Consider the following 24,001-nt stretch of genomic DNA (forward strand, 5'->3'; position numbering starts at 1 on the left):
GCCAACCCGAAGCTTCGAGGGATTCCCATGGCCTCCAACGGAACGAACGGCAGCGGCGCTCCGGCCTATGCCATCACCGACCACACCTTCGACGTGGTGATCGTCGGCGCGGGCGGCGCGGGCCTGCGCGCCACCGTCGGCTGCTCGCAGGCGGGCCTGCGCACCGCCTGCATCACCAAGGTGTTCCCGACCCGCTCGCACACGGTCGCGGCGCAGGGCGGCATCTCGGCCTCGCTCGGCAACATGGGCCCGGACGACTGGCGCTGGCACATGTACGACACCGTGAAGGGCTCGGACTGGCTCGGCGATCAGGACGCCATCGAGTACCTCGTCCGCAACGCGCCGGCCGCCGTCTACGAATTGGAGCATTGGGGCGTCCCCTTCTCCCGCACGGAAGAAGGAAAGATCTACCAGCGGCCGTTCGGCGGCATGACCACCGATTACGGCAAGGGCACTGCGCAACGCACCTGCGCCGCGGCCGACCGCACCGGCCACGCCATGCTCCACACGCTCTACGGGCAGGCGGTGAAGAACAAGACCCAGTTCTTCATCGAGTACTTCGCCCTCGACCTCATCATGGACGAGGACGGGCGCTGCCGCGGCGTCATCGCCATCGATCAGGCCACCGGCGAGATTCACCGCTTCCGCGCCCAGCAGACCATCCTGGCCACCGGCGGCTACGGCCGCGCCTACTTCTCGGCGACCTCGGCCCACACCTGCACCGGTGACGGCAACGCCATGGTGCTGCGCGCCGGCCTGCCGCTGCAGGACATGGAGTTCGTGCAATTCCACCCGACCGGCATCTACGGCGCCGGCTGCCTCATCACCGAAGGGGCGCGGGGTGAAGGCGGCTATCTCACGAACTCGGAGGGCGAGCGCTTCATGGAGCGCTACGCGCCGTCCGCGAAGGACCTCGCCTCGCGCGACGTGGTCTCGCGCTCGATGACCATGGAGATCCGTGACGGCCGCGGCGTCGGCAAGAACAAGGACCACATCTTCCTGCACCTCGACCACCTCGACCCCAAGATCCTCCACGAGCGCCTTCCCGGTATCTCCGAGAGCGCAAAGATCTTCGCGGGCGTGGATGTCACCAAGGAGCCGATCCCGGTGCTGCCGACGGTCCACTACAACATGGGCGGCATCCCGACGAACTATCACGGCGAGGTGCTGACGCTGAAGAACGGCAACCCCGACACGGTGGTCCCCGGCCTGATGGCGCTCGGCGAGGCGGCCTGCGTCTCGGTCCACGGCGCCAACCGGCTGGGTTCCAACTCGCTGATCGACCTCGTGGTGTTCGGCCGCGCCGCGGGCCTGCGCTGCGCCGACATCGTCGAGCCCAACGCCCGCCAGCCGGAACTGCCGAAGGACTCGGCCGAGAAGGCGCTCTCGCGCCTCGACCGTTTCCGCTACGCCGACGGCGCCACGCCGACCGCGGAGCTGCGCGACCGGATGCAGCGGACCATGCAGAACAACTGCGCGGTCTTCCGCACCGGCGAGGTTCTGGAAGAGGGCCACAACCTCATCCACGACGTCTGGCGCGGCATCGCCGACGTGAAGGTCTCCGACCGCTCGCTCGTTTGGAACACCGACCTCCTCGAAACCCTCGAATTCGACAACCTGATCGGTCAGGCGGTCGTCACGATGGATTCGGCAGCCAACCGCAAGGAAAGCCGCGGCGCGCATGCCCGCGAGGATTATTCCGAGCGCGACGACAAGGAGTGGATGAAGCACACGCTGGCGTGGCTCGATCCGAACGCGCACGCGGTCAACATCGATTACCGTCCGGTCCACACCTACACGATGTCGAACGAGATCCAGTACATCGAGCCCAAGGCGCGGGTGTACTGAGAAGGCGACGCGCGTGTTCAAGCGGAAGAAGCGCCGGGGGCCCCCGGCGGGCTCCGGCCTCCTCTGCAGCGGTGCGCCGGCCGTGCCGCCGGCATCCTGGCAGGATGCCCTGAACCCCTATGGAGACCGGTTCGATCCGGCGGTCGAGCGCGCGCGCGCGACCAACCCGGCCGAGGCCGCCTTCTTCGCCCAGGACGACCGGATCGCCACCAAGTGGCACCATTATCTGGAGATCTACGACCGTCACCTGTCGCGCTACCGCGGCAAGCCGGTTCGGGTGCTGGAACTCGGGGTGTATCAGGGCGGCTCGCTTCAGATGTGGCGCCGCTATTTCGGGCCTGAGGCGGTGATCCACGGCCTCGACATCAATGGCGGCTGCCGCCAGATCGAGGACGAGCAGCCCGATCTCCGGCTCCATCTCGGGAGCCAGGCCGACCAAGCGCTGTTGAAGCGCATCGTCGAGGAGATGGGCGGTATCGACGTCGTGATCGACGATGCCGGCCATGTCAGCCCGGAGCAGATCCTGAGCTTCGAGACGCTCTATCCGCTCATGGCGCCCGACGGGGTCTACATCGTCGAGGATCTCCACGCGTCCTATTGGCCGGAATTCGGCGGCGGCCTGAGGGCGCCCGGCGCGTTCATGGAATACGCCAAGCACCTGCTCGACCGGCTGCACGCCCGCTACGTGCTCGAGCCCGAACCGTTCACCCGCGATCCGGGCTTCGCCGACGCGACCCACGGCATCGCCTTCTACGACAGCATGGTGGTCTTCGAGCGGCGGCGGAAGCCCTCGCCGCGCTCGCTCACCGTCGGCCGTCGCACCCTCTCGTGACGTTTCGAAAGCGAAAGCCGGTCATGGCTCAGCTCAACCGCTCCCAGAACCCTGGGCTTATCGAGGGCGCCCGGACCCTTCCGGCGTTCCGCATGGCCCTGGCCGCCCTGGCCCTGCTGCTCGCCCTGCCGGCGGCGGCGCTTGAATCGGGCTTCGACTTCCCGACGACCATCGGCGACTTCGCCCGAGGCCCGCGCACGAACTACGAGGAGAAGGCGCCGGGGCTCGGCTATTCCGTCGTCTATATGAACGGCCGTTGGAAGGCGGACATCTTCGTCTACGACATCGGCTTCGCGAACATTCCCGACGGCCCGTCCTCTCCGGCGGTGGTGGGACAACTCGCGCAGGCGTCGGGCGATATCGAAGAGGCCGTGAAACGGGGCGTCTACCGCGGCAGCGAGGATCGCGGCGCGCTGCGTGTGCCGGGCACGGCGGGGGCCAAGCTCGCCTGCCGTGCCTTCACGATCGATCATCCGGATCTCGGCTCAACCGACAGTTTGCTCTGCATCACCGGCCTGCACGGCAAATTCGTGAAGTTTCGCATGACGGGCCCGGCCGCGATGCAGCCCAAGAGGGCAGAGGCCGAAGGCTTCATGACACGCTGGCTCGAGAAACAACGAAATTCGTTTTGAGATCGGAGCGCGCCGAAGGCCGCTGCACCTAGAAAGCAAGAGTGATGGCTCAGTTCAATCTTCCCAAAAACTCCCAGGTGACCGAGGGCAAGTCCTGGCCCGCTCCCGCGGGTGCCAAGAACCTTCAGGTGTTCCGCATCTATCGCTGGAACCCCGATGACGGGCAGAACCCGCGCATCGACACCTATCGAGTCGATCGCGACGATTGCGGGCCGATGGTCTTGGACGCCCTCCTGTGGATCAAGAACAAGGTCGATCCTTCGCTGGTGTTCCGCCGCTCCTGTCGCGAGGGCATCTGCGGCTCCTGCGCCATGAACATCGAGGGGCAGAACGCGCTCGCCTGCACCATGGGCATCGACGAGTGCCGCACCCCCGACAACGCCCTGCCCTTCCTGACCCGCAAGGACAAGGACGGCGCGGTGCGCATCTACCCGCTGCCGCACATGCCGGTCCTGAAGGACCTCGTGCCGGACCTGACCAACTTCTACGCCCAACACGCCGCGATCGAGCCCTGGCTCCAGACCGAGACCCCCTCCCCCGAGAAGGAGTGGAAGCAGACGCCGGAGGACCGCGCCCGGCTCGACGGCCTCTACGAGTGCATCCTGTGCGCCTGCTGCACCACGTCCTGCCCGAGCTACTGGTGGAACGGCGACAAGTTCCTCGGCCCGGCGGCCCTGCTCCAGGCCTATCGCTGGCTGATCGATTCCCGCGACGAGAACACCGGCGAGCGCCTCGACGCGCTGCACGACCCGTTCCGGCTCTACCGCTGCCACACGATCATGAACTGCGCCAATACCTGCCCGAAGAACCTCAACCCGGCCAAAGCCATCGCCGAGATCAAGAAGATGATGGTCGAGCGCGCGGTCTGATCCCGATCGGCGACGATCCTGACGCCTCGCCGATCGCCCCCGCGACGGCGGGGCGGCGGGCGTCCACCGAGCCGGCGGTTCGCCGCTCGGTTCGTGTTTCGATCGCGCCCGGCGCCTACGGGCGCAGGGCGGTCGCGTCCGGTGCGGCCTCGACCGTACGGTTACCCTTCTGCATCGCGGCGAGGGCGTGGCGGATCGGCTCCGGCGTGAGGGCCAACGGCCCATCGAACGGGCGCTCGTGCAGGCCGACGACGCCGAGGGTCGTCACCATCGCGGCGGAGAACAGGATCAGCGCCGCCGCCTGGGCGTAGGGGCGCTCCGCATGGACCAGAGCGATCGCCGCTAGCGTCAGGCCCGCCAGGATCAGCAAGGTCAGCCACTTGGTCTCGTCGCTGCGGGCGGCGCTGAGCGCGAGGCGCTCGCTGCGGGCCGAGCGCAGGTTCATCACCGCGTCGAGCAGGGCCGCGTGGGTGGCCTGGCCCGCCTCCGTGCTCTGGCGCGGATCCGCCGCGACCTGGAGCAGCCGCCCGAGCGCGAGGCCGGCGGCGGGAGACGCGGCGCCGGTATCGGCCATGGACGGCCATTCTTCCTCGATCACCGCGGTGAGGTAGGCGGTGAGCGAAGCGCGGACATCGCTCATGTCGGGCGCCGAAGCGATGCTGAGGTCGTAGACCGCCAGCGCGTGCGAGCGTTCCGCCTGCACCACCCGCCCGGCCTGCCGTTGGCGCTCCCAGGCGTCGTTGGCGACGAAGCCGGTCAGCAGAGCCAGGAGCACGGCGACGACGCCGATATAGGGCGGCACCAATCCGCTCCCGAGGAGCCGCATCCCACCCCGCGTCCACGGCGCGAGCGAGAGCAGGCTCAAGCTCAGGCAGAACGCCGCGAAGGCGCCCGCCAGGGCGGTGAACATCAACCAGACCGGTTGGTCGAGCCAGGTGCCAAGAGTCATCGACAAGTCTTCGCCGATCGGTCGCCGCATCGAAGGTGGTCGCGGGAGCTTGGCCGCCATTCCCTCCGATTCGGTAAAGGGGCTCAGCGCCCCCGCGTCGCCTCATCCCGGCAAGGCCGGATCGCGGCGGGATCGGGTCGCTTGTCCGGGGCCGGCGCCTCGAACACCGCGAGATAGCCGACGCCGCCCTTGAGCGTCGTCATCGAGGATTCGCGATAGCCCACCGCCGACAATTCACAGCGCAGGAGCCGGGGCGGCGTGCCGTGGCGCGACGGGATCGTGTCGGCATCGACGATCCCGACGCGGCCGCCGGGCTTCATCGCGCCCGCGAGGTTCCACAGCAGGCCGAAGGGCTGGTCGATCTCGTGATACATGTGGACCAGCACGGCGGCATCGAGCGAGGCCGGGGGTAGGCGCGGATCGTGCGACGCGCCGCGCACCACGGTGACGTTGGACAGCCCCTTCTCGGCCACCCGCCGCTCGAGGTCGGCGAGGTAATCCGGCGTGATGTCCTGAGCGAGGATGCGCCCCTGTGGCCCGACGCGGGGGCTCAGCCGCATCACGTAGTAGCCGCTGCCCGCGCCGATATCGGCGACCGTCTGCCCTGGCCCGATCCGCATCAGGCGCGCGACCTGCCCGACCTCGTCGGCCCGGTCGCGCTCCTTCTCCCCCGCCCATTGCGCCGCCACGATCTCGGCGACCGGCCGATCCGGCTTCGGAAATTTTTCCGCCGCTTCACCGGGCGGGGCGAGCGGCTCGGCGGCGGCGGCCGGCACGGTCAGCAGCAGGAGGGTGAGGAAGGTGAGGCGGATCATCCGCGGACAACCCGCGGGCGCGCCGAACGTGCCGCCCCGCGACAGGCTGCCCGGATACGACGCGGCGCCGAAGCCCGTCCCGCGGTTCAGGCGGCCAGTGCCCGCGACACCGTCGAACGCAGGTCGGCGAGCGAGAACGGCTTCGTCAGCACGTCGGTGACGATGGCATCCAGACCGCGGGCGCGTTCGCGCTGGTCGGCAAAGCCCGTCATCAAGAGGATCGTCAGGTCGGGATAGTCGCGCTTGGCCGCGAGCGCCAGGGCGATGCCGTCCATCAGCGGCATGCGGATGTCGGTGAGCATCAGGTCGAAGCCGCCGCCGGCCTCGGACAGGCGGTCGAGCCCGTCGCTGCCGTCGATGGCGGTGACGACGGAATGGCCGTCGAGTTCGAGACCCCGCTTCAGGAAGCCGCGCAAGGCGTCCTCGTCATCCACCAGCAGGATGCGCGCCATGACCGGCTGTCCTCTACCTTTCTCGGGATGTCGTCGTGTCGATCGATTGATCAAGCGCGACCGTAGCCTGTCAAGCCTTTGCCGGGCTTCAGGTTCCTTCCTCCGCTTTTATGGGCGGAGTGTCGCCGATTTATCAGTCTCGACTGCGAGTCGAGCGTCAAGCGCCGCCGAACAGGTCCGGGTCGGTGCTCTCGTAATCGACGAGGCCGACGAAGGGGAGCTGGCGGAAGGCGTGGGCCGCATCCATGCCGTAGCCGACGACGAACACGTCGGGACAGGTGAAGCCGACGAAATCCGCCTCGATCGTGACGGCGCGCTTGCCGGGCTTCTCCAGCAGGACGGCGGTCAGCACGCGCCGGGCGCCGCGGGCCATCAGCAGGTCCTTGGCGAAGACCACGGTGCGGCCGGATTCGAGGATGTCGTCCACGAGGAGCACGTCGCGCCCGCGCACCTCGCTCTGCACGTCGCGCAGGATCTCGACCTGGCCCGAGGACACCGTGGAGGTGCGGTAGCTCGACAGGTGAACGAACTCGACCTGCGGCGACAGCCCCGCCCGGTGCAGCGCCCGCAGCAGGTCGGCGGCGAACATGAAGCTGCCTTTGAGCACCGCGACGACGAGGAGATTGTCGGGCTTGGCCGCGACGATCTCGGCGGCGAGTTCGTCGTTGCGCTGGGCGATCGTGGCCTCGTCGAACAGGACGCGGACGCGTTTGGATGCGTTGCTCATGCGGATCTTGAAAACCTGGGACGCTCGCGGCCGGCGCTGGAAGAGGGTGCTGCAGGGCAGCATAGCACGCGGGGCCGCCGCCGCCAGCGCCCGAACCGGCTCAGCGCTCTTCGGTCGCCGCAGCCGGCCGGGTCTCGGCGAAACGCACCTCGATGCGGCGCCCCTGGGCCGGCGGGGCCGACAGGCTCGCCTTGAAGCGGGCCCGCTCGCCGGGTTCGAGCGCCGCGCGGGGGCCGGGGACCGACCAGCGGTAGAGCGACTGGCCGTGCTCGTCGCGCACCTCGATCTCGACCGGTGGGACGGTCACGCGCTCCCGGGCGACGCCGACGAGGTCACCCTCGACCACGAGGCGGGCCGGCTCGGCGCCTTCCGCCGGCGTCTGGAAGGCGGCGATGTCGACGAAGTCGATGCCGCGCAGGTTCACGGCGAGGCCGATTCCGGCATAGAGCGCGGCGGTCTGCGGCATCGCCCGCACCACGGTCGCGCGGCCGAGCAGGGCCAGCGGCAGCAGGGCGGCGGCGGCGAGGCCCGCGGCGAACGCGGGCGAGAGGCGGCGCGCACCGGTCCGCTTGGGCTTGCGCGCGGCTTTCGGAGGCGGGCGCCGCCGGGGAGCCGGCTCTTCGATGGCGGCGGCGGGCGTGGCGGGAGCGGCGGGCTCCGGCGCTTGGCTGTCGAGGGCGGCGTTGAACGGATCCGCCTCCGCATTCATCTCGGCGAGCACGCCCGCGGCCACGTCGTCGGGGCCGATGAACCACGTCTCGCGGCAGGCGGCGCAGCGCACCGAGCGGCCCGCGGCGCCGACCTTCTCGGCATCGATGCGATACTCGCTGGCGCAGGCCGGGCAGACGATCAGCATGGGGATACGCGGCCGAGTCCGGGGCGGCGGGTTGCCGCGCGCTCGAAAAGGACACAAACGTTCTCCCCCACGAGAGTTAACCGGCCGTGAAGCCGGCCGCCTGCCTTGCGGCCCCCACGTCGAGTCACCGGGAGCGAGCCTTGTCGGCTGGGAAGAACACGGGCAGCCTCCTGTCCGGCGCGCAGGAGCCCGTCGTCCGGTTCGAGAGTGTCGGCATGCGCTACGGGCTCGGCTCGGAGGTGCTCTCCGACCTGAGCTTCGAGATCGCCCCCCACTCGTTCCAGTTCCTCACCGGGCCCTCCGGCGCGGGCAAGACCACGCTGCTGCGCCTCATCCTGCTCTCGGTGAAGCCGACGCGGGGGCTGGTCTCGGTGTTCGGCGAGGAGGTGAGCGGCATCTCGAGCGAGGCGCTCACGGGCTTGCGCCGCCGCATGGGCGTGGTGTTCCAGGATTTCCGCCTGCTCGACCACCTCACCACCTACGAGAACGTGGCGCTGCCCTTGCGCGTGCAGGAGCGGGCGGAGGCGAGCTATCGGGCCGAAGTCGTCGAACTCCTGCGCTGGGTGGGCCTGGGCGAGCGCATGCACGTGCTGCCGCCGCTGCTCTCGGGCGGCGAGAAGCAGCGCGCCGCCATCGCCCGCGCGCTGATCGCCCGGCCCGAATTGCTGCTCGCCGACGAGCCCACCGGAAACGTCGATCCGAGCCTCGCCCGGCGCCTGCTGCGCCTGTTCATGGAACTGAACCGGCTCGGCACATCCGTGCTGATCGCGACCCACGATTACGGCCTGATGGACCTCGTCGATGCCCGCCGCATGGTGCTGGGCGAGGGCCGCCTGCGGATCGAAAACTGATGAACGAGGCCCGTCCCCCCGCGCCCGCGCGTCCGGCCGAGAGATCCGAGCCGCCGCTGCCGGCCAATCTCCGGCGCAACGCCCCCCTGGTTCCGACCGATTCCGCGGCGAGCCGGGCGCTGGCCGCCGTCATCGCCATCCTGACCTTTCTGGCCGCCCTCTGCGCGGGCGCGGCGGAGATCGCCGTGTCGAGCGCCGGCCAGTGGCAGGGCAGCGTCGCCCAGGAGGTGACGGTGCAGATCCGCCCCGGCGCCGGCCGCGACATCGAGGCCGACGTGAAGCGCGCGGAAGCCATCGCCCGCGCCCATCCCGGCATCGTCGGCGCCCGCGTGTTCACCAAGGCCGAGTCCGAGCGGCTGCTCGAGCCCTGGCTCGGCGCCGGCCTCGATCTGTCGGACCTACCCGTGCCCCGGCTGATCGCGCTGACCCTGCCGCCGGATTCGCGGCCCGACCTCGCGCCGCTGCGCGCTGCCCTGACCGAGGCGCTGCCGGGGGTGGCCAGCCTTGACGACCACGCCCTCTGGCTCCAGCGCCTGTCGGTGATGGCCAACACGCTCGCCGGCATCGGCATCGGCGTCGTCGCCCTGGTGCTGATCGCCACCGGCCTCGCGGTGGTCTTCGCCACCCGCGGCGCCATGGCGGGCAACCGCGAGGTGGTGGAGGTGCTGCACTTCGTCGGCGCCGACGACGCCTACATCGCCAAAGCGTTCCAGAGCCGGTTCTTCCGCCTGGGTCTCCGCGGCGGCGCTCTCGGGGCGGGGGCGGCGCTCCTGGTCTGCGCGCTGGCCGGGCTCGTCGCCCGCATGTGGCGCTCAGGCCCGGCCGGCGAGGAGATTGCGGCCCTGTTCGGCACCTTCCAGATCGGCTGGCAGGGCTATGCCGTGATCGTGGCGATCGGCGCCATCGCCTCGGTCGTCACCGCGATCGTCTCGCGGGTGACCGTGCGGCACTTCCTCCGCTGAACCGGGGGAGGCCGTTAACCTTTCATCAAGCATTGCGGACCGAATCTCCGCCTCCATGATACCGCAATGAGACGCTGTCCTGCCGCCCATGTCCGCGCGAACGTCACGTCCGACGACGGCCGGCGCCCTGGCCCTGAAGGCACGGGACGCTCTGGGCTGGTCCTGGTCGGTCTCCGCGCCGATGCCGCTGCCGATGCGTGAGCCGCGCAGACCCGCCGTGGGGCGCCTCCTGATGCGGCTGACCGTGACCGTCGGGCTGCTCGGCTCGCTCGCGCTGGCCTGCGGCTTCTTCGCCTTCGTCACCGCGATCGAGCGGGCCGAGCGCCCGCCCACCGGTCAGGCGGACGCCATCGTCGTGCTCACCGGTGGATCGCAGCGCATCGGCGACGCCATCGACCTGCTGGCCAACGGCCACGGGCGGCGCCTGCTGATCTCCGGCGTCAACGAGCGCACCAGCCGCGAGGAGATCGCCCGGCTCAACCCGAACCAGCAGCATTGGATCGATTGCTGCATCGACCTCGATTACCGGGCGCGCAACACCATCGGCAACGCCATCGAGACCCGCCGCTGGATGCGCCGCCACGGCTTCACCAGCATCGCGGTCGTGACCTCGAACTACCACATGCCCCGTACCCTGGTGGAGCTGCACCACGCGCTCGACGAGGGCGAGACGGTCATCGCCTACCCCGTCGTCTCCGACGGCTTCGACGTGTCGCGCTGGTGGGCCGACCCCTCGGCTGCCCGCTTGGTCGGCGCCGAGTACCTGAAATTTCTCGTCGCGTGGCTGCGCACGCAGGTCGAATCCGACCCGGAGCAATCCCACTTCGCCGTGCTGGTCGGCCGCCGCAAGCCGGTGAAGATCGTGGCCGAACGGCTGATGCGCGAGATGAACTGACTCAGGCCGAGCGGCGCGGAACCGGACCGACGGTCCTGTTCCGTGCGTCCGGCGGACGCCCGCCGCCCCGCCCTCGCGGGGGCCATCGGCGATGCGTCGGGATCAGCGACGATCGGGATCAGTTCATCTGCCAGATCACCCCGTTGAGCAGGCAGGCGAAGCTGACCCAGGCGGCGTAGGGCACGAGCAGCCACGCCGCGAGGCGGTCGAAGCGCCAGGACAGGCGGATCGTCCAGAGGATCATCGCCAGCATCGCCAGCGCGACGATCAGCGCGAGCCCGAGTTCGTGGGCAGCGAAGAAGACCGGCGTCCAGGCGGCGTTGAGAACGAGCTGGGCCGCGAAGGCGGCGAGCGCCAGCCACCACGCCCGCCGCGACGGGCCCACCACCGGCCGCGCGCCGAGCAGCCGCCACAGCGACACGGCGATCATCGCGTAGAGCAGCGTCCAGGCGACCGGAAACAGCCAGTTCGGCGGGTTGAAGGCGGGTTTGCGGATGGTCTCGTACCACGTCTCGATGTTCGAGCCGGTGGCGAGCGAGCCGATCGCTGCGGTCAGCACCACCGGTAGGATCGCCGCGGCGATGCGGGGCAGCGGCGGCAGCGCCGGCCGCTCGGGAACCTCCAGGGTGGTCATGCGCCGTCTGCTGCTCCGTCCATCGTGCATTCGCCTTGCCCGCAAGCGGCGTTTCGCTCAAGCCCGCGCGACAGAGCCTATGAGGATGCGATGAGCCGGACCAACGCGCCCGAGACCGATCCGGATGCAGGCCCGGGCATGGGGAGGGGCGCGGATCCCGCACCGCTGACCGCCGCCGAATGGAGCCCGCGCACGCTGGCCGCCCAGGCCATGGGCCATATCGATCCGGTGACCCGTGCGGTGGTGCCGCCGCTGCACCTCTCGACTACCTACCTGCGCGACGCCGACAACGCCTATCGCTCCGGCTTCTCCTATGCCCGGCCCGACAATGCCACGGTGCGTGAGGCCGAGGGGGTGATCGCGGCGTTGGAGGGTGCGCAGGCCGGGGCGCTGCTGTTCGGTTCCGGCATGGCGGCGGCCGCGGCCGTGTTCTGTGCTCTCTCGCCCGGCGACCACGTGGTCGCGCCGGAGGTGATGTATTGGGGCCTCAAGCGCTGGCTGCGCCAGGAAGCGGACCGCCTCGGCCTCACGGTCGATTTCGTCGCGATGGACGACCTCGACGCGGTGCGGGCCGCGACCGTGCCCGGCCGCACCCGGCTCGTCTGGGCCGAGACGCCGGGCAACCCGCTCTGCACCGTCACCGACCTCGCGGGCGTGGCCGCCATCGCGCGTGCGGCGGGGGCGCGGCTGGCCGTGGATTCCACTGCGGCGAGCCCGATCCTGACCCGGCCGCTGGAGCACGGCGCCGATCTCGTGATGCATTCGGGTACGAAAATCCTGAACGGCCACTCCGACGTGGTCGCCGGCGTGCTGGCCGCCGCGCGGCCGGACGCGTTCTGGGAGCGGATCGTCGCGATCCGGGCGACCTGGGGGGCGATTCTCGGGCCGTTCGAGGCCTACCTGCTGATGCGGGGCCTGCGCACCCTGCCCCTGCGGGCGAGCGCCCAGAGTGCCGGGGCGCAGCACCTCGCCGAGCGCCTCTGCGGCCATCCGCTGGTCGGCGCCGTGCTCTATCCGGGCCTGCCCGACCATCCGGGCCATGCGGTGGCGGCGCGGCAGATGCGCGGCGGTTTCGGCTTCATGCTGTCGATCCGGGTCGCGGCCGGCGAGGCGGCGGCGATCGCCACCGCCGCCCGGGTACGGCTGTGGAAGCGGGCGACCTCGCTCGGCGGAGTGGAGAGCCTCATCGAGCACCGCGCCTCGGTGGAGGGCCCGACCACGCCGTGCCCGCCCGACCTGCTCCGGCTCTCCACCGGCATCGAGGATCCGGACGACCTGTTCCGCGATCTCGACGCGGCGCTCCGTGCCGCGCAGGGCTGAGGCTGTGGCGCGGGATTTTTACCGCGGGCCAGGCCCTTCCGGGCCGCTCGCGCGTTGGAGTGCACGAACGCCCCTGCCCTTCCGCGAGCCGACATGACGCCCCGCCTGCTTCTTGCCACCCTCGGCCTCGTTGCCTTGACCGCGCCGGCCCTCGCCGAGGACGGCCCGCCCAAGCTCGATGTCGAATCGACCTGCAAGGCCGCACAGCGCGCCCAGGTCAGCATCAGCGACAACGCGAGCCTGGAGGGCTGCCTGCAATCCGAGCGCGGCGCCCAGAAGGAATTGAAGAAGAACTGGGGCAAGTATCCCGGCTCGGCCAAGAACCAATGCTCCCAGCAGTTCAAGGCGGGCGGCTCGCCCTCCTATGTCGAACTGGTGACCTGTCTGGAACTCGCCAGCGGCACTGTGCCGACGCAGGAGCGGGATGCCTCGGCCCAGAGCCCCGTCGGGGGCGGCAAGGCGTTGCCCGAGCGCAAGACCGGAAGCACGCTGACCAAGGAACCCTCGCCGGCCCAGCGCACCGATCCGATCAAGGTGCTGAACGACAAATAGGTTTTCGGACGGATCCGGGTGGGCCCGGTGGCCCGCCCCTCGCCTCGGCATCGCGGTTGCAACCACCTCGCCGACGCGTTGGGGGCAGATAGGACACGCCCGCCATGCGGCGATGGCGGGCGCCTGCGATCTGTTCGGTCCGTCGGCTCCCGCCTCAGACGAAATAGGTGATCGTCGCCGCGAGCGCCGTCGCGACCGTCGCCAGGGCAAAGCCCGAATGCGCGAACATGAGCGAGCCGCGCGAGACGGCGACCGGCTCGTGCTCCTCGTAGCCGAAGGCTTGACCGGCGGCGCGCTCCAGGCGCGAGAGGGAGAGGTGGCGGGCCTGCGCAGCGGCGGTCATCGGCATGTCTCCCAATGGTCAAGCTATCATTGGCGGAACAACGTGCGAACCCGCACATCGGTTCCGCCTCCATAAGATCAGGCACTCCTTAACCATCCGCTTGCATCACTGGCGTGACGGCGCCGCACCGGACGGTTTGGATGCGGTGCCGCCGCCATGCGAAACTGCGGCGCCGGGGAAGGTTCGGGACGCTTTTTGTTTCCCGTTTGTTCCTGTATCAAGAGGATATGAAGAGCCATGCAGCCCGCCTCCGCCCCGATTCGAGGAGCCGTCGCGTGAGCGATCCGGCACGCGATCTGTTCGGGCCGGGGGGCAAGCCGCCGCAGTCCATCGACAAGCCTTTGGCTACGACCCAGGCGCAGGCCGAGCCGAAGCCGGTCGAGCGCCGCAAGCTCGCCGCCGTGCCGGCGCCCGAGCCGGCCGAGGCCGGCTACGACGCCTCGGCGATCGAGGTGCTGGAGGGGCTGGAGCCGGTCCGGCGCCGGCCCGGCATGTATATCGGCGGCACCGACGAGCGGGCGCTGCATCACCTCTTCGCCGAGGTGATCGACAATTCCATGGACGAGGCGGTCGCGGGCCACGCGAGCTTCATCGAGGTGGAGCTGGAGGAATCCGGCTCCCTCGTCGTCACCGACAACGGCCGCGGCATCCCGGTCGATCCGCACCCGAAGTTCCCCGGCAAGTCCGCGCTCGAGGTCATCATGACCACTTTGCATGCGGGCGGTAAGTTCGATTCGAAGGTCTACGAGACGTCGGGCGGCCTGCACGGCGTCGGCATCTCGGTGGTCAACGCGCTCTCCGACGTTCTGGAAGTCGAGGTCGCCCGCAACCAGACCCTCTATCGCCAGACGTTTTCGCGCGGTCATGCGCAGGGCGGGCTGGAGACCGTCGGCCGGGTGCAGAACCGGCGCGGCACGCGGGTGCGCTTCCACCCCGACGCGCAGATCTTCGGCTCGCTCAAGTTCGATCCGCGCCGCCTGTTCAAGATGGCCCGCTCCAAGGCCTACCTGTTCGGCGGCGTCGAGATTCGGTGGCGCTGCGCCCCTTCCCTGCTCGAAGGCCTGGAGGACGTGCCTCAGGAGGCCGTGCACCGCTTCCCCGGCGGGTTGTCCGACTATCTCGCCCGCGACATCGAGGGGAAGGAGCTCGTCCTCGACGCGATCTTCTCCGGCAAGATGACGAAACCCGGCTCGCACGGCTCGCTCGAATGGGCGGTGGCCTGGACGGTGGCGGACGACGGCGTCTCGCATTCCTACTGCAACACGATCCCGACGCCCGAGGGCGGCACCCACGAATCCGGCCTGCGCGTCGCCCTGCTGCGGGGCCTGCGCGAGCATGCCGAGCGGGTGAACCAAGCCAAGCGCATGACGTCGGTGACGACCGACGACGTGATGGCGACCTGCGCCTCCATGCTCTCGGTCTTCATCCGCGAGCCGGAATTCCAGGGCCAGACCAAGGACAAGCTCGCCACCGTCGAGGCCTCCCGCATCGTCGAGACGGCGGTGCGCGACGCCTTCGACCATTGGCTTGCCGCCTCCCCGGCCCAGGCCAACAAGCTGCTCGACTGGGTGATCGACCGGGCCGAGGAGCGCCTGCGCCGCCGCCAGGAGAAGGAGGTCGCCCGCAAGAGCGCCACCCGCAAGCTGCGGCTCCCCGGCAAGCTCGCCGATTGCTCGGCCGCCGGCACCGCGGGCTCGGAGATCTTCATCGTCGAGGGCGACTCGGCCGGCGGCTCGGCCAAGCAGGCCCGCGACCGCGCCACCCAAGCCGTGCTCCCCCTGCGGGGAAAGATCCTCAACGTGGCCTCGGCCAGCCGCGACAAGCTCGGCGCCAACCAACTCATCTCGGACCTGACGCTGGCGCTCGGCTGCGGCACCGGCGCCAACTTCCGCGAGGGCGATCTGCGCTACGACAAGGTCATCATCATGACCGATGCGGACGTGGACGGCGCCCACATCGCCTCGCTGCTGATCACCTTCTTCTACCGGCAGATGCCGCGGCTCATCGACAAGGGGCACCTCTATCTGGCGATCCCGCCGCTCTACCGGATCAGCCAGGGCGCCAAATCGGCCTATGCCCGCGACGACGCCGACAAGGAGCGGATCATCAAGACCGTGTTCAAGGGAGCCAAGGTCGAGATCGGCCGCTTCAAGGGCCTCGGCGAGATGATGCCGGCGCAGCTCAAGGAGACCACAATGGACCCGAGGAAGCGCACGCTCCTACGCGTCGCGGTGCTCGACGAGGCGCGGGAATCGACCGGCGATACGGTGGAGCGGCTGATGGGGAATAAGCCGGAGGCGCGGTTCGCGTTTATTACCGAGCGGGCGGCGTTTGCGGATGGGGCGGAGTTGGATATTTAATCCAAATTTCTTGCATTCTTTGGAAAGCCAAGGGATTTTTCTGATTTAGGATTATAATAGATCTATGCCTTCTACTGCAGATTATTTCGCATTCGTTGCAAAAGACCTTCAATCGCGATCAAATTTGATTCGTGAGTGGTATACAATGCACCGTCCCTCTGCGGGTAGCAGAAGAGAGGATTTGCTGCAAAAAGTTTTTCAAGACATACTTCCAAGTCGTTATACTGTAAGTTCTGGACTGGCGCTTTCTTCTTCAGGGGAGTTCTCAAATCAAGCGGATATTTTTATCGTAGATGGTCTCAGCAACAGGCCACTTATCGACGGATCTGTCCCGATTTGGTTGATAGAATCTATATATGCCCTTCTGGAAGTTGAGACCTATTTGGGACCAGGGAAGATAAAAGACTCATTGCAAAAGTGTGCTCGTTTTAAAAATTTAACGAGAAAATATTCTGATCGATTCGATCAGTCTATAGACAACTCGCTGTTCGTGTTATGGTCGTACGATTCTCCTAGTGTTGAAACATGTCTTGATAATATTGCTACTGCATATAAACATATTGATGCCGACTTGCTTCCAGATTTTATCATATCTCCAATGAAGTTTGTTTTGACCGCTGGTCAGTATCATTGTTTTAGCAAAGTACGGAGCGGAGCGCTCAGACTATCGCATTCGATTTGAAGCGACCGGCGGTAAGATGGAAAAGCGCTCATTCCGGGCTTATAAGAGCGACGAAAATTGTTTCATGATGTTTTTTCTTTGGCTTTTATCATGGTTAGATAGAGCAGGCCCCCGATCTCCCGATCTGGTTGGATACATACCAGAGGGAAGGATAATTGGAGAGAGCCGAGAGGGAATATTTAGGAGTTGATTTACGCACGGCATTCAGTAGATTCAATTAAGTGATTACTCAATATATTTATATATCATGGCTTATTTATGATGTATATATTATGCCGGCGATTGATTTATCTTTACATACGACCAATCTATCATGTATAGACTGTTTGGCACAAATTCATTTGACGATTGTTCTGAGGTGAGACTGATTGCAGATAACTGCAAGATTATAAGTGCTGCGCGGTCAAATTATTCTCAGTTGGCCTTCTTTCAGTTTGAGGTGCTCATATCGCTCTCTCCAATCAGAGCTCTCGCTCGGTCGAGGCAGCGCGAAGCGCCGTTGATCAGATCTGAGGCTTCGGCTTCCGTAATGACGGCAGCTGACCCGACGCCGTAATCGCTCAGTTCCTTGAAGCGGTAGCCGCGAGCCAGGAAGGTCAGGATTTCCCGGTCGTCGGTGGAAGCGTCGGATAGGAGTTCGGCGAGGGCGGAGCGAACCCCCCGGTGCGTCTTTGCGATCCGCCCGGTGCGCGCCATCAGCAGCGCCTCGGCTGCGTGGAACGCGGCGTAGTAGGCGCTGCGGGCGGCGACCTTCGCCAGCGGGATCGCGAGGATCGTGCGCGCGTCGGCCAAATTCTCGGCCGCCTTATCGAGATAGTCCTTCGTCTCGGGCGTCATAGCGCGATGCCTTCGCGCCGCACCTCACCCATGAAGCCCGTGCGGTCGGCATAGGCATCTGCCGGTAGTGGCAGCGTGTTCACGACCGCGCCGGTCGCCATGAGGAGATCGGTCTCGATTTCGGCAAGCACTTTCGATTCGTGGCCGAAGCTCTCCATGTCGTTGAGAAAGAGTCCGATGTCGTAATCGGAATCCGGGCGCGCATCGCCCCGCGCCCGTGAGCCGAACAGCACGACGCGCGCGATCCGCTCGCCGTAGGTATCTTCAAGCGCGGAGCGGAAGCGCACCAGAACCGGGTCCTTGGTCGGATCGACGGTCATCGCTCCCTACCTTTTCCAACCCGCACCCTCATCGTGAGGTGCGGAGCGAAGCGAAGCCTCGAAGGAGGGCTCCAGATCGCTCAGCGGGTTCTGGAGCCCTCCTTCGAGGCCGCTTGCGCGGCACCTCAGGATGAGGGGATCGTGTGGGAGAAAACAAGACTCCGGCGCAGGCGTGATCCGAGCCATGCCGCACGCGCCGCGTCGCCCCATATCGCCTGCATCGAGCCAAAAGCGGCCGGAGCCAGTCATGGGCGAAACTGCCAAAAACAAGAAACTCCACCTCGGCGCCTTCATGCGCCCCATCGGCATCCACACCGCGTGGTGGCGCTATCCCGGCGGCTATCCGGATGCGAACTTCAACCTCGATCACCTCGTGCGCTTCATTCGTACGCTGGAGGCGGCGAAGTTCGATGCGTTCTTCATGGCGGATCATCTCGCCGTGATGAAGATGCCGATGGAGGCGCTCAAGCGCTCGGCCACCGTCACCTCGTTCGATCCGCTGACGCTGCTGCCCGCACTCGCCATGGTGACGGAGCGGATCGGGCTGATCGCCACCGCCTCGACCACCTACAACGAGCCCTATCACGTCGCTCGCAAGTTCGCCTCGCTCGACCATATCTCGAAGGGCCGTGCGGCCTGGAACCTCGTCACCTCGGGCAACCCCGACGAGGCGTTGAACTTCGGGCGCGACGCCCATCTCGACCACCCGGTCCGCTACGCCCGCGCCCGCGAGTTTTTCGAGGTCGTCACGGGGTTGTGGGACTCGTGGGCGGACGACGCCTTCGTGCGCGATGTCGAGGCCGGGCTCTATTTCGATCCCAAAAAACTGCACACCCTCGACCACAAGGGCGAATTCCTAAAGGTGAAGGGCCCGCTCAACGTGGCCCGTCCGGTCCAGGGCTGGCCGGTGATCGTGCAGGCCGGGGCGTCGGATGCGGGCCGGCAGATCGCGGCGGAGACCGCCGAGATGGTGTTCGGCTCGTCCTCGACGCTGGAAGCGGGCCAGAAATTCTACGCCGACGTGAAGGGCCGGATGCGTGCCGCCGGCCGCGCGCCGGACAAGCTGAAGATCCTGCCCGGCGCCTTCGTCGTGGTCGGCGGCACGGAAGGTGAGGCGCGGGAGAAGAAGGCGCGGCTCGATGCACTGGTGCCGGTGGAGAGCGGGCTCGCCAATCTCTCGGTCCGGCTCGGCACCGACGCCTCGGGCTTCGATCTCGACGCGCCGCTCCCTGAGATTCCCGAGACCAACGCCAGCAAGAGCGGGCAGGCGCAGATCGTCGACTACGCCCGCCGCACCGGGGCCACCGTGCGCGAACTCGCCCGCAAGGTCGGCGGCTATGGCGGGCTGAGCTTCATCGGCACGCCGGAGCAGATCGCCGACCGGATGGCCGAGTGGCTCCACACGGAAGCCTGCGACGGCTTCAACGTCATGTTCCCCTTCGTGCCCGAGGGGCTCGACGATTTTTGTACGGGCGTCGTGCCCGAGTTGCAGCGCCGCGGCCTGTTTCGCACCGAGTACGAGGGCACGACGCTGCGGGATCATCTCGGGCTGAAGCGGCCGGGCAACCGCTTTTTTGAGGGGCGTGAAGCCGTCAACGCCGGTTCGTGAGCCCGTAGAGCACGAACCCCGCGAGACCGGCGAGCGCCAGGGCCAGCATCGGCTGGCTGCCGACCCGGTCGGCCGCCGCCAGGCCGCCGTGCTTGGCCCGCTCGACGAACGCCGTGCCCTTCAAGAGGCGTGCGGCCCGCGCCCGGTTCTCCTCGCGGATCGGCACGCGCACCACGAAGCCGTCGCCGCTGCGGAAGATGTCGATGCTGTTGCGGGCGAACCCTGCGCGCACCAGCCGGCTCTTGGCGGCGTGGGCGGAATCGCGGGTGGCGAAATCGGCCTCGATGCCGACGGTGTCGTGGGACATGTCTCCTCCTCGACGGATTCTCTGTCGGGAGGAGCAATCCGGCGCCCACGGCGCCGGTTCCGACGCCTCAGGCCGCCACGTCCGCCTCGCAGGCATCGACGCGCACCGCGCCGTCCGCGGTCAGCGAGCAGATCACTTCGGTGCCGTCCTCCAGCGCGAAGGCATGGAACAGCCGCCGCTCCAGTTCTTCCAAGCCCTCGCCGGGCAGTTCCGCGATCTCGTCACGGGTCCGCTCTTCGAGGTCCGGCAGAACACCGCGGCTCTCGCCGAGTTCCTGTGCGGATTTCGTCAGGATCACATCGAAAGACATTGTCGCCTCCTTGCAACGACCTTGTCCGAAGTCGCGGAAGACAAGCCGATCTTGCGTCTTTTTTGGGGCAAGGGATGTTTGTGGGGACTCAGGCGCCGGCGCCCGCCTCCGCGGATGTGAAGTCCCCCTGGGCTTTTGCTCCGCTCGACGCCTCGGCCGAGAGCCGAGGTCGGCTGCGCGGGGCGCTCTTCGCGCCCGGCCATACGGGGCTGCCGTACGATGCTTTCCGAGACGTGATGTGATGCGGCGTCTGGCAAACAGGCTGGCGTGCGGCTGTGACGCAGCCGCCCCGCGGGACTTTTCGGGAGCCTCTTGCGGCTGCGCCGTTCTACCTTCCCGTCCCGGCCATTCAGGGCCGGACCCCGTCCGGAGGCCGGCCCCGCATGAACCCGATCCTCGTCGTCGCCCTCGTCTGCGCTTCGACCGTGCAGGTGCCCGATTGCTCGCGGGAGACGGCGCTCGACGTCGTCGTCGGGCCGGCGCACACCCTGCAGGAATGCCTGATCCAGGGGCCGGTGCTCGCCGCCAGCGCCGGGCATACCCCGAGCGACACCAAGACCTATGTGAAGACGCGCTGCGAACAGCGGCGCAACGGGGGCTGACGATGGCTGAGAACGACGAGGGCGCGGTCGATCCGATCCGTGCGGTGGAGATGCGGCTGCGGGCGCGGCTCGCCGTGGTCGAGCGGGCGGCGTGGTTCGGGTTCGTCGCGGCCATGCGCGCCGATCCCGCCGGGACCGAAGCCGCCATCGCGTCCGAGCGCGCCCGCTGCCGCGAAGGCTTCGGCAGTGGCGCCTGGGCGAAGGACCTGACGGCGGCCGAGCGGGCGCTGCTGGGCTCGGAGGTCGATACCGGGCTCGCGGGGCTGATCGAGGACGCCAAGGCCGAGATCGCGGACGACGCCTGACGCGGTCAAAACGCCCCTCCCCCGCGCCATCCTTTCGCCTTGCGGTGATGGCGGAAGGAGTCCAGTGTCCCCCGCCGAACCGGCGCCAGCCTCAAGAAGGGGCAACCCCTGGGCGGCGCCGCATGGAGCCGCGTCTGGTGATCATGAACGGAACCACTGCCCGCCGGAGCGCCGCCGCGCTCGCCCTGCTTCTCTCGGGCACTGTCGCCGGCAGCCTGCCGGCCGCCGCCTTGCAGCCGCGGGAATCCTCGCCGATCTCCGAATACGAGCCGGCGGAATCGCTCGAAGGCAACTTCCTCTCGGCCTACATCGCCGGCGCCTCGAAGGACACGGCCGCCGCCGCGAGCTTCTACCGCGAGGCGGTGAAGGGCGACCCGCGCAATGCCGAGCTTCTGGAGCGGGCCTTCGTCTCGCTGCTGGCCGACGGCGCCATGACCGACGCCTTCCGCGCCGCCGAGCGCCTCGCCACCCGCGAGGGGTCGAACGGCCTCGCCCAACTGGCGCTCGGCGTGCGTCAGCTCAAGGCTGGGCAATATGCGCCCGCCCGCCAGAGCTTCGCCCGCAGCGGCAAGGGCGCGGCGGCCGACCTCACCGCGACGCTGCTGACCGCTTGGGCCTATGCCGGCGCCGGGGACGGCAAGCGCGCCAACGAGACGCTGAACCGCCTGCGCGGCGAGCGTTACTTCAACGTCTTCCGCGACTACCATGCCGGGCTGATCGCCGCGCTCGTCGGCGACAAGGGCGAGGCCGAGCGCAAGCTGAAGGCGGCGTTCGACGCCGACCACAACACCCTGCGCATCGTCGATGCCTATGCCCGCTTCGAGGCCGGGATCGGCCGCACCGATCTCGCCATCGACGCCTATAGCCAGTTCGAGAAGGCGATGCCGCGCCACCCGATGGTGGTGGACGCCCTCGACAAGCTCAAGGCCGGCAAGCCCCTGCCGCCGCTGATCGCCTCGGCGCAGGAGGGCGCGGCCGAGGTGCTCTACGGGCTCGGCTCCGCCGGCTCGACCCAGGGGGACGAGCTTCCGGCCGTCGTCTATCTCCGGCTCGCCCTCTACCTCGCCCCCGAGCATGCGGTGGCGCGGCTGACGCTCGCCGACACCCTCGACCGGATGAAGCAGACCGAGCGCTCGAACGAGGCCTACGCCCAGATCCCGGCGAATTCCCCGCTCAAGCTCAACGCCGACATCCAGATCGGCCTCAACCTCGAGCAGATGGGCCGGGGCGACGAGGCGCTGGAGCACCTGACCGGCGTGCTCAAGGCCAACCCCGACAACATCGACGTCATCTCCGCCGTCGGCAACGTCCAGCGCTCGCGCAAGAAATTCGCCGAGGCCGCCGAGACCTATACCCGCGCGATCAAGCTGATCCCGGCGGGCAATGAGGCCAACCACTGGACGCTCTACTATTTCCGCGGCACCGCCTATGAGCGCGCCGGCAAGTGGAACGAGGCCGAGGCCGACCTCAAGAAGGCGCTGACCCTGCTGCCGCCGACCCAGCCCAACGCCAAGGCGCAGGTGCTCAACTACCTCGCCTATTCCTGGGTCGATCGGAACATGAACATCGACGAGAGCTTCAAGATGCTGAAGCAGGCCGTCGATCTGTCGCCCCGCGACGGCATGATCATCGATTCCCTCGGCTGGGCCTATTTCCGCCTCGGCCGCTGGGACGACGCGGTGCGCGAGCTGGAGAAGGCGGTCGAGCTGAAGCCCGGCGACCCGACCATCAACGACCACCTCGGCGACGCCTATTGGCGCACGGGCCGACGGCTGGAGGGCAAGTTCCAGTGGCAGCACGCCAAGGACCTGAACCCCGAGCCGGACGATCTCGAGAAGATCAACGCCAAGCTGAAGGACGGCTTGCCCGAGCCGGACAAGCCGACCGCCACCGCCGAGAACCCGCCCGTTCCGGCTCCGGCCGAGCCGGTCCCCGCCCCCGTGGCGGCCCCGCACAACCCGCAGAATCCGGAGCTGCCCAAGGGCGCCCCGGCCCCGGGCGACGCGCCGGGCTCGGCCGACAAGAAGCCGGGCGGTTAGAGCATCGGCCCGAAAGGTGGGAACCGGCTTTCGGAAAAAAGCCGATGCGGCACAATAACGTAGAGCCTCGGCCCGATAGGTCGGGATCGGCTTTCTCGGAAAAGGCCGGTGCGTCACCACAACCCGGACCATCGGGGGATGCGTTATCCCTTCCGATGGTCGGGGGGCTGGGAATGCGATGCGATGAGAGCCGGTGATCCGGCTCTTTCCTTTTCAGGGGCGTGTTACGCCGCGTCTTCCTCGTCGATCGGGTCCGCGGTCCAGGCCGTGGCGAAGGCGGCGAGATGGCGGGAATCCGAGAAGGCCAGCACGGTCACCGTGCGCTCCGCCGGCATTCCGCCCGGATGAGGAGCGAGCAGGATCTTTTCCTGAGACAGGCGCGCATCGGGCGCGTTCTGCGCGATCCAGGCCTGCGCCTCCGGCGTCAGCGTGGCGGGATCGCTGAGCGCACGCGAATCCGCCCTCAGCACGATGATCGTGGTGCCGAGCGCCGGGTTGGCCCCCTGTAATTGCTTGATGATATCGATCATCGACGCCTCGTCCTGTCCCTTTGCGTTGTCCGGGCCGGTGGACCGGCCCGGAGAGACGCTTATTCCGCGAAATCGCTGATCTGCACCACCGGCTGCGCGTCGGTGAAGTTCGGGATGTCGCCGAAAATCTCCGGTCCATCCTCGCTCGCCGCCTTCTTGAAGGCGTCCGCCGAGTCGAAGCGGAGGTTGGCGATCACCTGATACGGCGCGGTCCCGCCGTCCGGCGTGCCGGCACCCTTCAGCACCGTGTAGTCGTGCAGCCCCTTGGACGACCAGCGCTGGCTCACCAGCGGCATGTGCTTCTTGAGATAGTAATCCATGTCGAAGCGGCTGCCGCTGTCGCTCGGATACATCACACTGATCAGGACCATGGGATCTCCTTCCGGCCGACTTCACGCGAGCCGGTCGGAAGCGAAGATGAGGCGCGGGGGCGGCGGTTCAAGCGCGCTTCGGACGTGACCTACGGAACAGCGACCGTCTTGAGCGTGCGGCAGCCCCGTATGGCCGGGCGCGAAGAGCGACCCGCGAGTGGCCTCGGCGTTCAGCCGAGGCGTCTCGAGAAT

Annotated in this window: 28 protein-coding genes; 15 read left to right on the forward strand and 13 right to left on the reverse strand. The window is 67.9% G+C overall.

Annotated features, from left to right (window positions below):
* The first annotated feature begins 27 nt into the window (after positions 1-27).
* The 4 genes from sdhA to BM140_RS17450 are packed head-to-tail and all read left to right on the forward strand — an operon-like array spanning position 28 to position 4,181.
* Positions 28-1,848 (forward strand): succinate dehydrogenase flavoprotein subunit, encoded by a 1,821-nt coding sequence (sdhA, locus tag BM140_RS17435; RefSeq protein WP_091949252.1) that lies wholly within the window; start codon positions 28-30, stop codon positions 1,846-1,848.
* A gap of 13 nt (positions 1,849-1,861) precedes the next feature.
* Complete coding sequence (locus BM140_RS17440; RefSeq protein WP_091949255.1) at positions 1,862-2,680, forward strand: class I SAM-dependent methyltransferase; 819 nt, start codon at positions 1,862-1,864, stop codon at positions 2,678-2,680.
* A 23-nt stretch (positions 2,681-2,703) separates the two neighbouring features.
* Positions 2,704-3,312, forward strand: a complete 609-nt coding sequence (locus BM140_RS17445) for a hypothetical protein (protein WP_244535473.1) — start codon at positions 2,704-2,706, stop codon at positions 3,310-3,312.
* A 44-nt stretch (positions 3,313-3,356) separates the two neighbouring features.
* Positions 3,357-4,181 carry a succinate dehydrogenase iron-sulfur subunit gene (locus BM140_RS17450; RefSeq protein WP_091949258.1) on the forward strand — a complete coding sequence of 275 codons (825 nt, stop codon included), beginning with the start codon at positions 3,357-3,359 and terminating at the stop codon, positions 4,179-4,181.
* A gap of 115 nt (positions 4,182-4,296) precedes the next feature.
* On the opposite strand, the gene BM140_RS17455 is transcribed toward BM140_RS17450, so the two are convergent.
* The 5 genes from BM140_RS17455 to BM140_RS17475 all read right to left on the reverse strand — a co-directional run bounded on the left by BM140_RS17455 (position 4,297) and on the right by BM140_RS17475 (position 7,980).
* Positions 4,297-5,130, reverse strand: coding sequence for a bestrophin-like domain (locus BM140_RS17455; RefSeq protein ID WP_091949488.1), 834 nt, complete (start codon positions 5,128-5,130; stop codon positions 4,297-4,299).
* Between the two features lie 83 nt (positions 5,131-5,213).
* Positions 5,214-5,945, reverse strand: a complete 732-nt coding sequence (locus BM140_RS17460; protein ID WP_091949261.1) for a class I SAM-dependent methyltransferase — start codon at positions 5,943-5,945, stop codon at positions 5,214-5,216.
* 86 nt (positions 5,946-6,031) lie between these two features.
* Positions 6,032-6,397: a response regulator gene (locus BM140_RS17465; protein WP_091949264.1), complete on the reverse strand. Its 366-nt coding sequence runs from the start codon at positions 6,395-6,397 to the stop codon at positions 6,032-6,034.
* Positions 6,398-6,554: 157 nt separating this feature from the next.
* The gene (hpt, locus tag BM140_RS17470) at positions 6,555-7,124 is read right to left on the reverse strand and encodes a hypoxanthine phosphoribosyltransferase (protein ID WP_091949491.1); all 570 of its coding nucleotides are present in this window, start codon (positions 7,122-7,124) and stop codon (positions 6,555-6,557) included.
* A 100-nt stretch (positions 7,125-7,224) separates the two neighbouring features.
* The gene (locus BM140_RS17475) at positions 7,225-7,980 is read right to left on the reverse strand and encodes a zinc-ribbon domain-containing protein (protein ID WP_091949266.1); all 756 of its coding nucleotides are present in this window, start codon (positions 7,978-7,980) and stop codon (positions 7,225-7,227) included.
* Between the two features lie 140 nt (positions 7,981-8,120).
* On the opposite strand from BM140_RS17475, the gene ftsE reads away from it, so the two are divergent.
* The 3 genes from ftsE (at position 8,121) to BM140_RS17490 (ending at position 10,688) form a co-directional block, all read left to right on the forward strand.
* On the forward strand, positions 8,121-8,831 hold the full coding sequence (gene ftsE / locus BM140_RS17480; protein WP_091949269.1) for a cell division ATP-binding protein FtsE: 711 nt from the start codon (positions 8,121-8,123) through the stop codon (positions 8,829-8,831).
* On the forward strand, positions 8,831-9,793 hold the full coding sequence (locus tag BM140_RS17485; RefSeq protein ID WP_091949272.1) for a cell division protein FtsX: 963 nt from the start codon (positions 8,831-8,833) through the stop codon (positions 9,791-9,793). The genes ftsE and BM140_RS17485 overlap by 1 nt, the downstream gene beginning before the upstream one ends.
* A gap of 193 nt (positions 9,794-9,986) precedes the next feature.
* Positions 9,987-10,688, forward strand: a complete 702-nt coding sequence (locus BM140_RS17490) for a YdcF family protein (protein WP_091949494.1) — start codon at positions 9,987-9,989, stop codon at positions 10,686-10,688.
* Positions 10,689-10,806: 118 nt separating this feature from the next.
* Here BM140_RS17490 and BM140_RS17495 read toward each other — a convergent pair whose 3' ends face one another.
* Positions 10,807-11,322 carry a TspO/MBR family protein gene (locus BM140_RS17495; protein ID WP_091949275.1) on the reverse strand — a complete coding sequence of 172 codons (516 nt, stop codon included), beginning with the start codon at positions 11,320-11,322 and terminating at the stop codon, positions 10,807-10,809.
* Positions 11,323-11,412: 90 nt separating this feature from the next.
* Here BM140_RS17495 and BM140_RS17500 point away from each other — a divergent pair, with 90 nt between their 5' ends.
* Together BM140_RS17500 and BM140_RS17505 are read left to right on the forward strand one after the other, a co-directional pair.
* The gene (locus BM140_RS17500) at positions 11,413-12,642 is read left to right on the forward strand and encodes a trans-sulfuration enzyme family protein (RefSeq protein ID WP_207549476.1); all 1,230 of its coding nucleotides are present in this window, start codon (positions 11,413-11,415) and stop codon (positions 12,640-12,642) included.
* A 93-nt stretch (positions 12,643-12,735) separates the two neighbouring features.
* The gene (locus tag BM140_RS17505; protein WP_091949278.1) at positions 12,736-13,194 is read left to right on the forward strand and encodes a hypothetical protein; all 459 of its coding nucleotides are present in this window, start codon (positions 12,736-12,738) and stop codon (positions 13,192-13,194) included.
* Between the two features lie 154 nt (positions 13,195-13,348).
* On the opposite strand, the gene BM140_RS17510 is transcribed toward BM140_RS17505, so the two are convergent.
* Positions 13,349-13,537 carry a hypothetical protein gene (locus BM140_RS17510; protein ID WP_091949281.1) on the reverse strand — a complete coding sequence of 63 codons (189 nt, stop codon included), beginning with the start codon at positions 13,535-13,537 and terminating at the stop codon, positions 13,349-13,351.
* A gap of 275 nt (positions 13,538-13,812) precedes the next feature.
* On the opposite strand from BM140_RS17510, the gene parE reads away from it, so the two are divergent.
* Together parE and BM140_RS25480 are read left to right on the forward strand one after the other, a co-directional pair.
* A complete protein-coding gene (parE, locus tag BM140_RS17515; RefSeq protein ID WP_091949284.1) occupies positions 13,813-15,897 on the forward strand; it encodes a DNA topoisomerase IV subunit B in 2,085 nt (694 codons plus the stop codon).
* Positions 15,898-15,961: 64 nt separating this feature from the next.
* Entirely contained in the window at positions 15,962-16,579 is a 618-nt protein-coding gene (locus BM140_RS25480; protein ID WP_131803874.1) for a DUF6602 domain-containing protein, read from the forward strand.
* A gap of 429 nt (positions 16,580-17,008) precedes the next feature.
* Here BM140_RS25480 and BM140_RS17520 read toward each other — a convergent pair whose 3' ends face one another.
* Positions 17,009-17,416 (reverse strand): HEPN domain-containing protein, encoded by a 408-nt coding sequence (locus tag BM140_RS17520; protein WP_091949287.1) that lies wholly within the window; start codon positions 17,414-17,416, stop codon positions 17,009-17,011.
* On the reverse strand, positions 17,413-17,736 hold the full coding sequence (locus BM140_RS17525; RefSeq protein WP_091949290.1) for a nucleotidyltransferase domain-containing protein: 324 nt from the start codon (positions 17,734-17,736) through the stop codon (positions 17,413-17,415). Before BM140_RS17525 ends, BM140_RS17520 begins: the two co-directional genes overlap by 4 nt.
* A gap of 247 nt (positions 17,737-17,983) precedes the next feature.
* On the opposite strand from BM140_RS17525, the gene BM140_RS17530 reads away from it, so the two are divergent.
* Positions 17,984-19,345, forward strand: coding sequence for an LLM class flavin-dependent oxidoreductase (locus BM140_RS17530; protein ID WP_091949293.1), 1,362 nt, complete (start codon positions 17,984-17,986; stop codon positions 19,343-19,345).
* Here the strand turns inward: BM140_RS17530 and BM140_RS17535 are convergent.
* Complete coding sequence (locus tag BM140_RS17535; RefSeq protein ID WP_091949296.1) at positions 19,329-19,652, reverse strand: hypothetical protein; 324 nt, start codon at positions 19,650-19,652, stop codon at positions 19,329-19,331. The two genes, BM140_RS17530 and BM140_RS17535, sit on opposite strands and share 17 nt — an antisense overlap.
* 67 nt (positions 19,653-19,719) lie before the next feature.
* Positions 19,720-19,962, reverse strand: a complete 243-nt coding sequence (locus BM140_RS17540; RefSeq protein WP_091949299.1) for a hypothetical protein — start codon at positions 19,960-19,962, stop codon at positions 19,720-19,722.
* 383 nt (positions 19,963-20,345) lie between these two features.
* On the opposite strand from BM140_RS17540, the gene BM140_RS17545 reads away from it, so the two are divergent.
* The 3 genes from BM140_RS17545 to BM140_RS17555 all read left to right on the forward strand — a co-directional run bounded on the left by BM140_RS17545 (position 20,346) and on the right by BM140_RS17555 (position 22,908).
* Positions 20,346-20,564, forward strand: coding sequence for a hypothetical protein (locus tag BM140_RS17545; protein ID WP_091949303.1), 219 nt, complete (start codon positions 20,346-20,348; stop codon positions 20,562-20,564).
* Positions 20,565-20,566: 2 nt separating this feature from the next.
* On the forward strand, positions 20,567-20,869 hold the full coding sequence (locus tag BM140_RS17550) for a hypothetical protein (protein WP_091949306.1): 303 nt from the start codon (positions 20,567-20,569) through the stop codon (positions 20,867-20,869).
* A gap of 143 nt (positions 20,870-21,012) precedes the next feature.
* A complete protein-coding gene (locus BM140_RS17555) occupies positions 21,013-22,908 on the forward strand; it encodes a tetratricopeptide repeat protein (RefSeq protein ID WP_091949500.1) in 1,896 nt (631 codons plus the stop codon).
* A 224-nt stretch (positions 22,909-23,132) separates the two neighbouring features.
* Here the strand turns inward: BM140_RS17555 and BM140_RS17560 are convergent, their stop codons facing one another.
* Both BM140_RS17560 and BM140_RS17565 read right to left on the reverse strand, forming a co-directional pair.
* A complete protein-coding gene (locus BM140_RS17560) occupies positions 23,133-23,438 on the reverse strand; it encodes a hypothetical protein (RefSeq protein ID WP_091949308.1) in 306 nt (101 codons plus the stop codon).
* Positions 23,439-23,497: 59 nt separating this feature from the next.
* On the reverse strand, positions 23,498-23,809 hold the full coding sequence (locus BM140_RS17565) for an EthD family reductase (protein ID WP_091949311.1): 312 nt from the start codon (positions 23,807-23,809) through the stop codon (positions 23,498-23,500).
* Positions 23,810-24,001 lie beyond the last annotated feature (192 nt).

Source organism: Methylorubrum salsuginis, assembly GCF_900114375.1.
Taxonomy (GTDB): Bacteria; Pseudomonadota; Alphaproteobacteria; order Rhizobiales; family Beijerinckiaceae; genus Methylobacterium; species Methylobacterium salsuginis.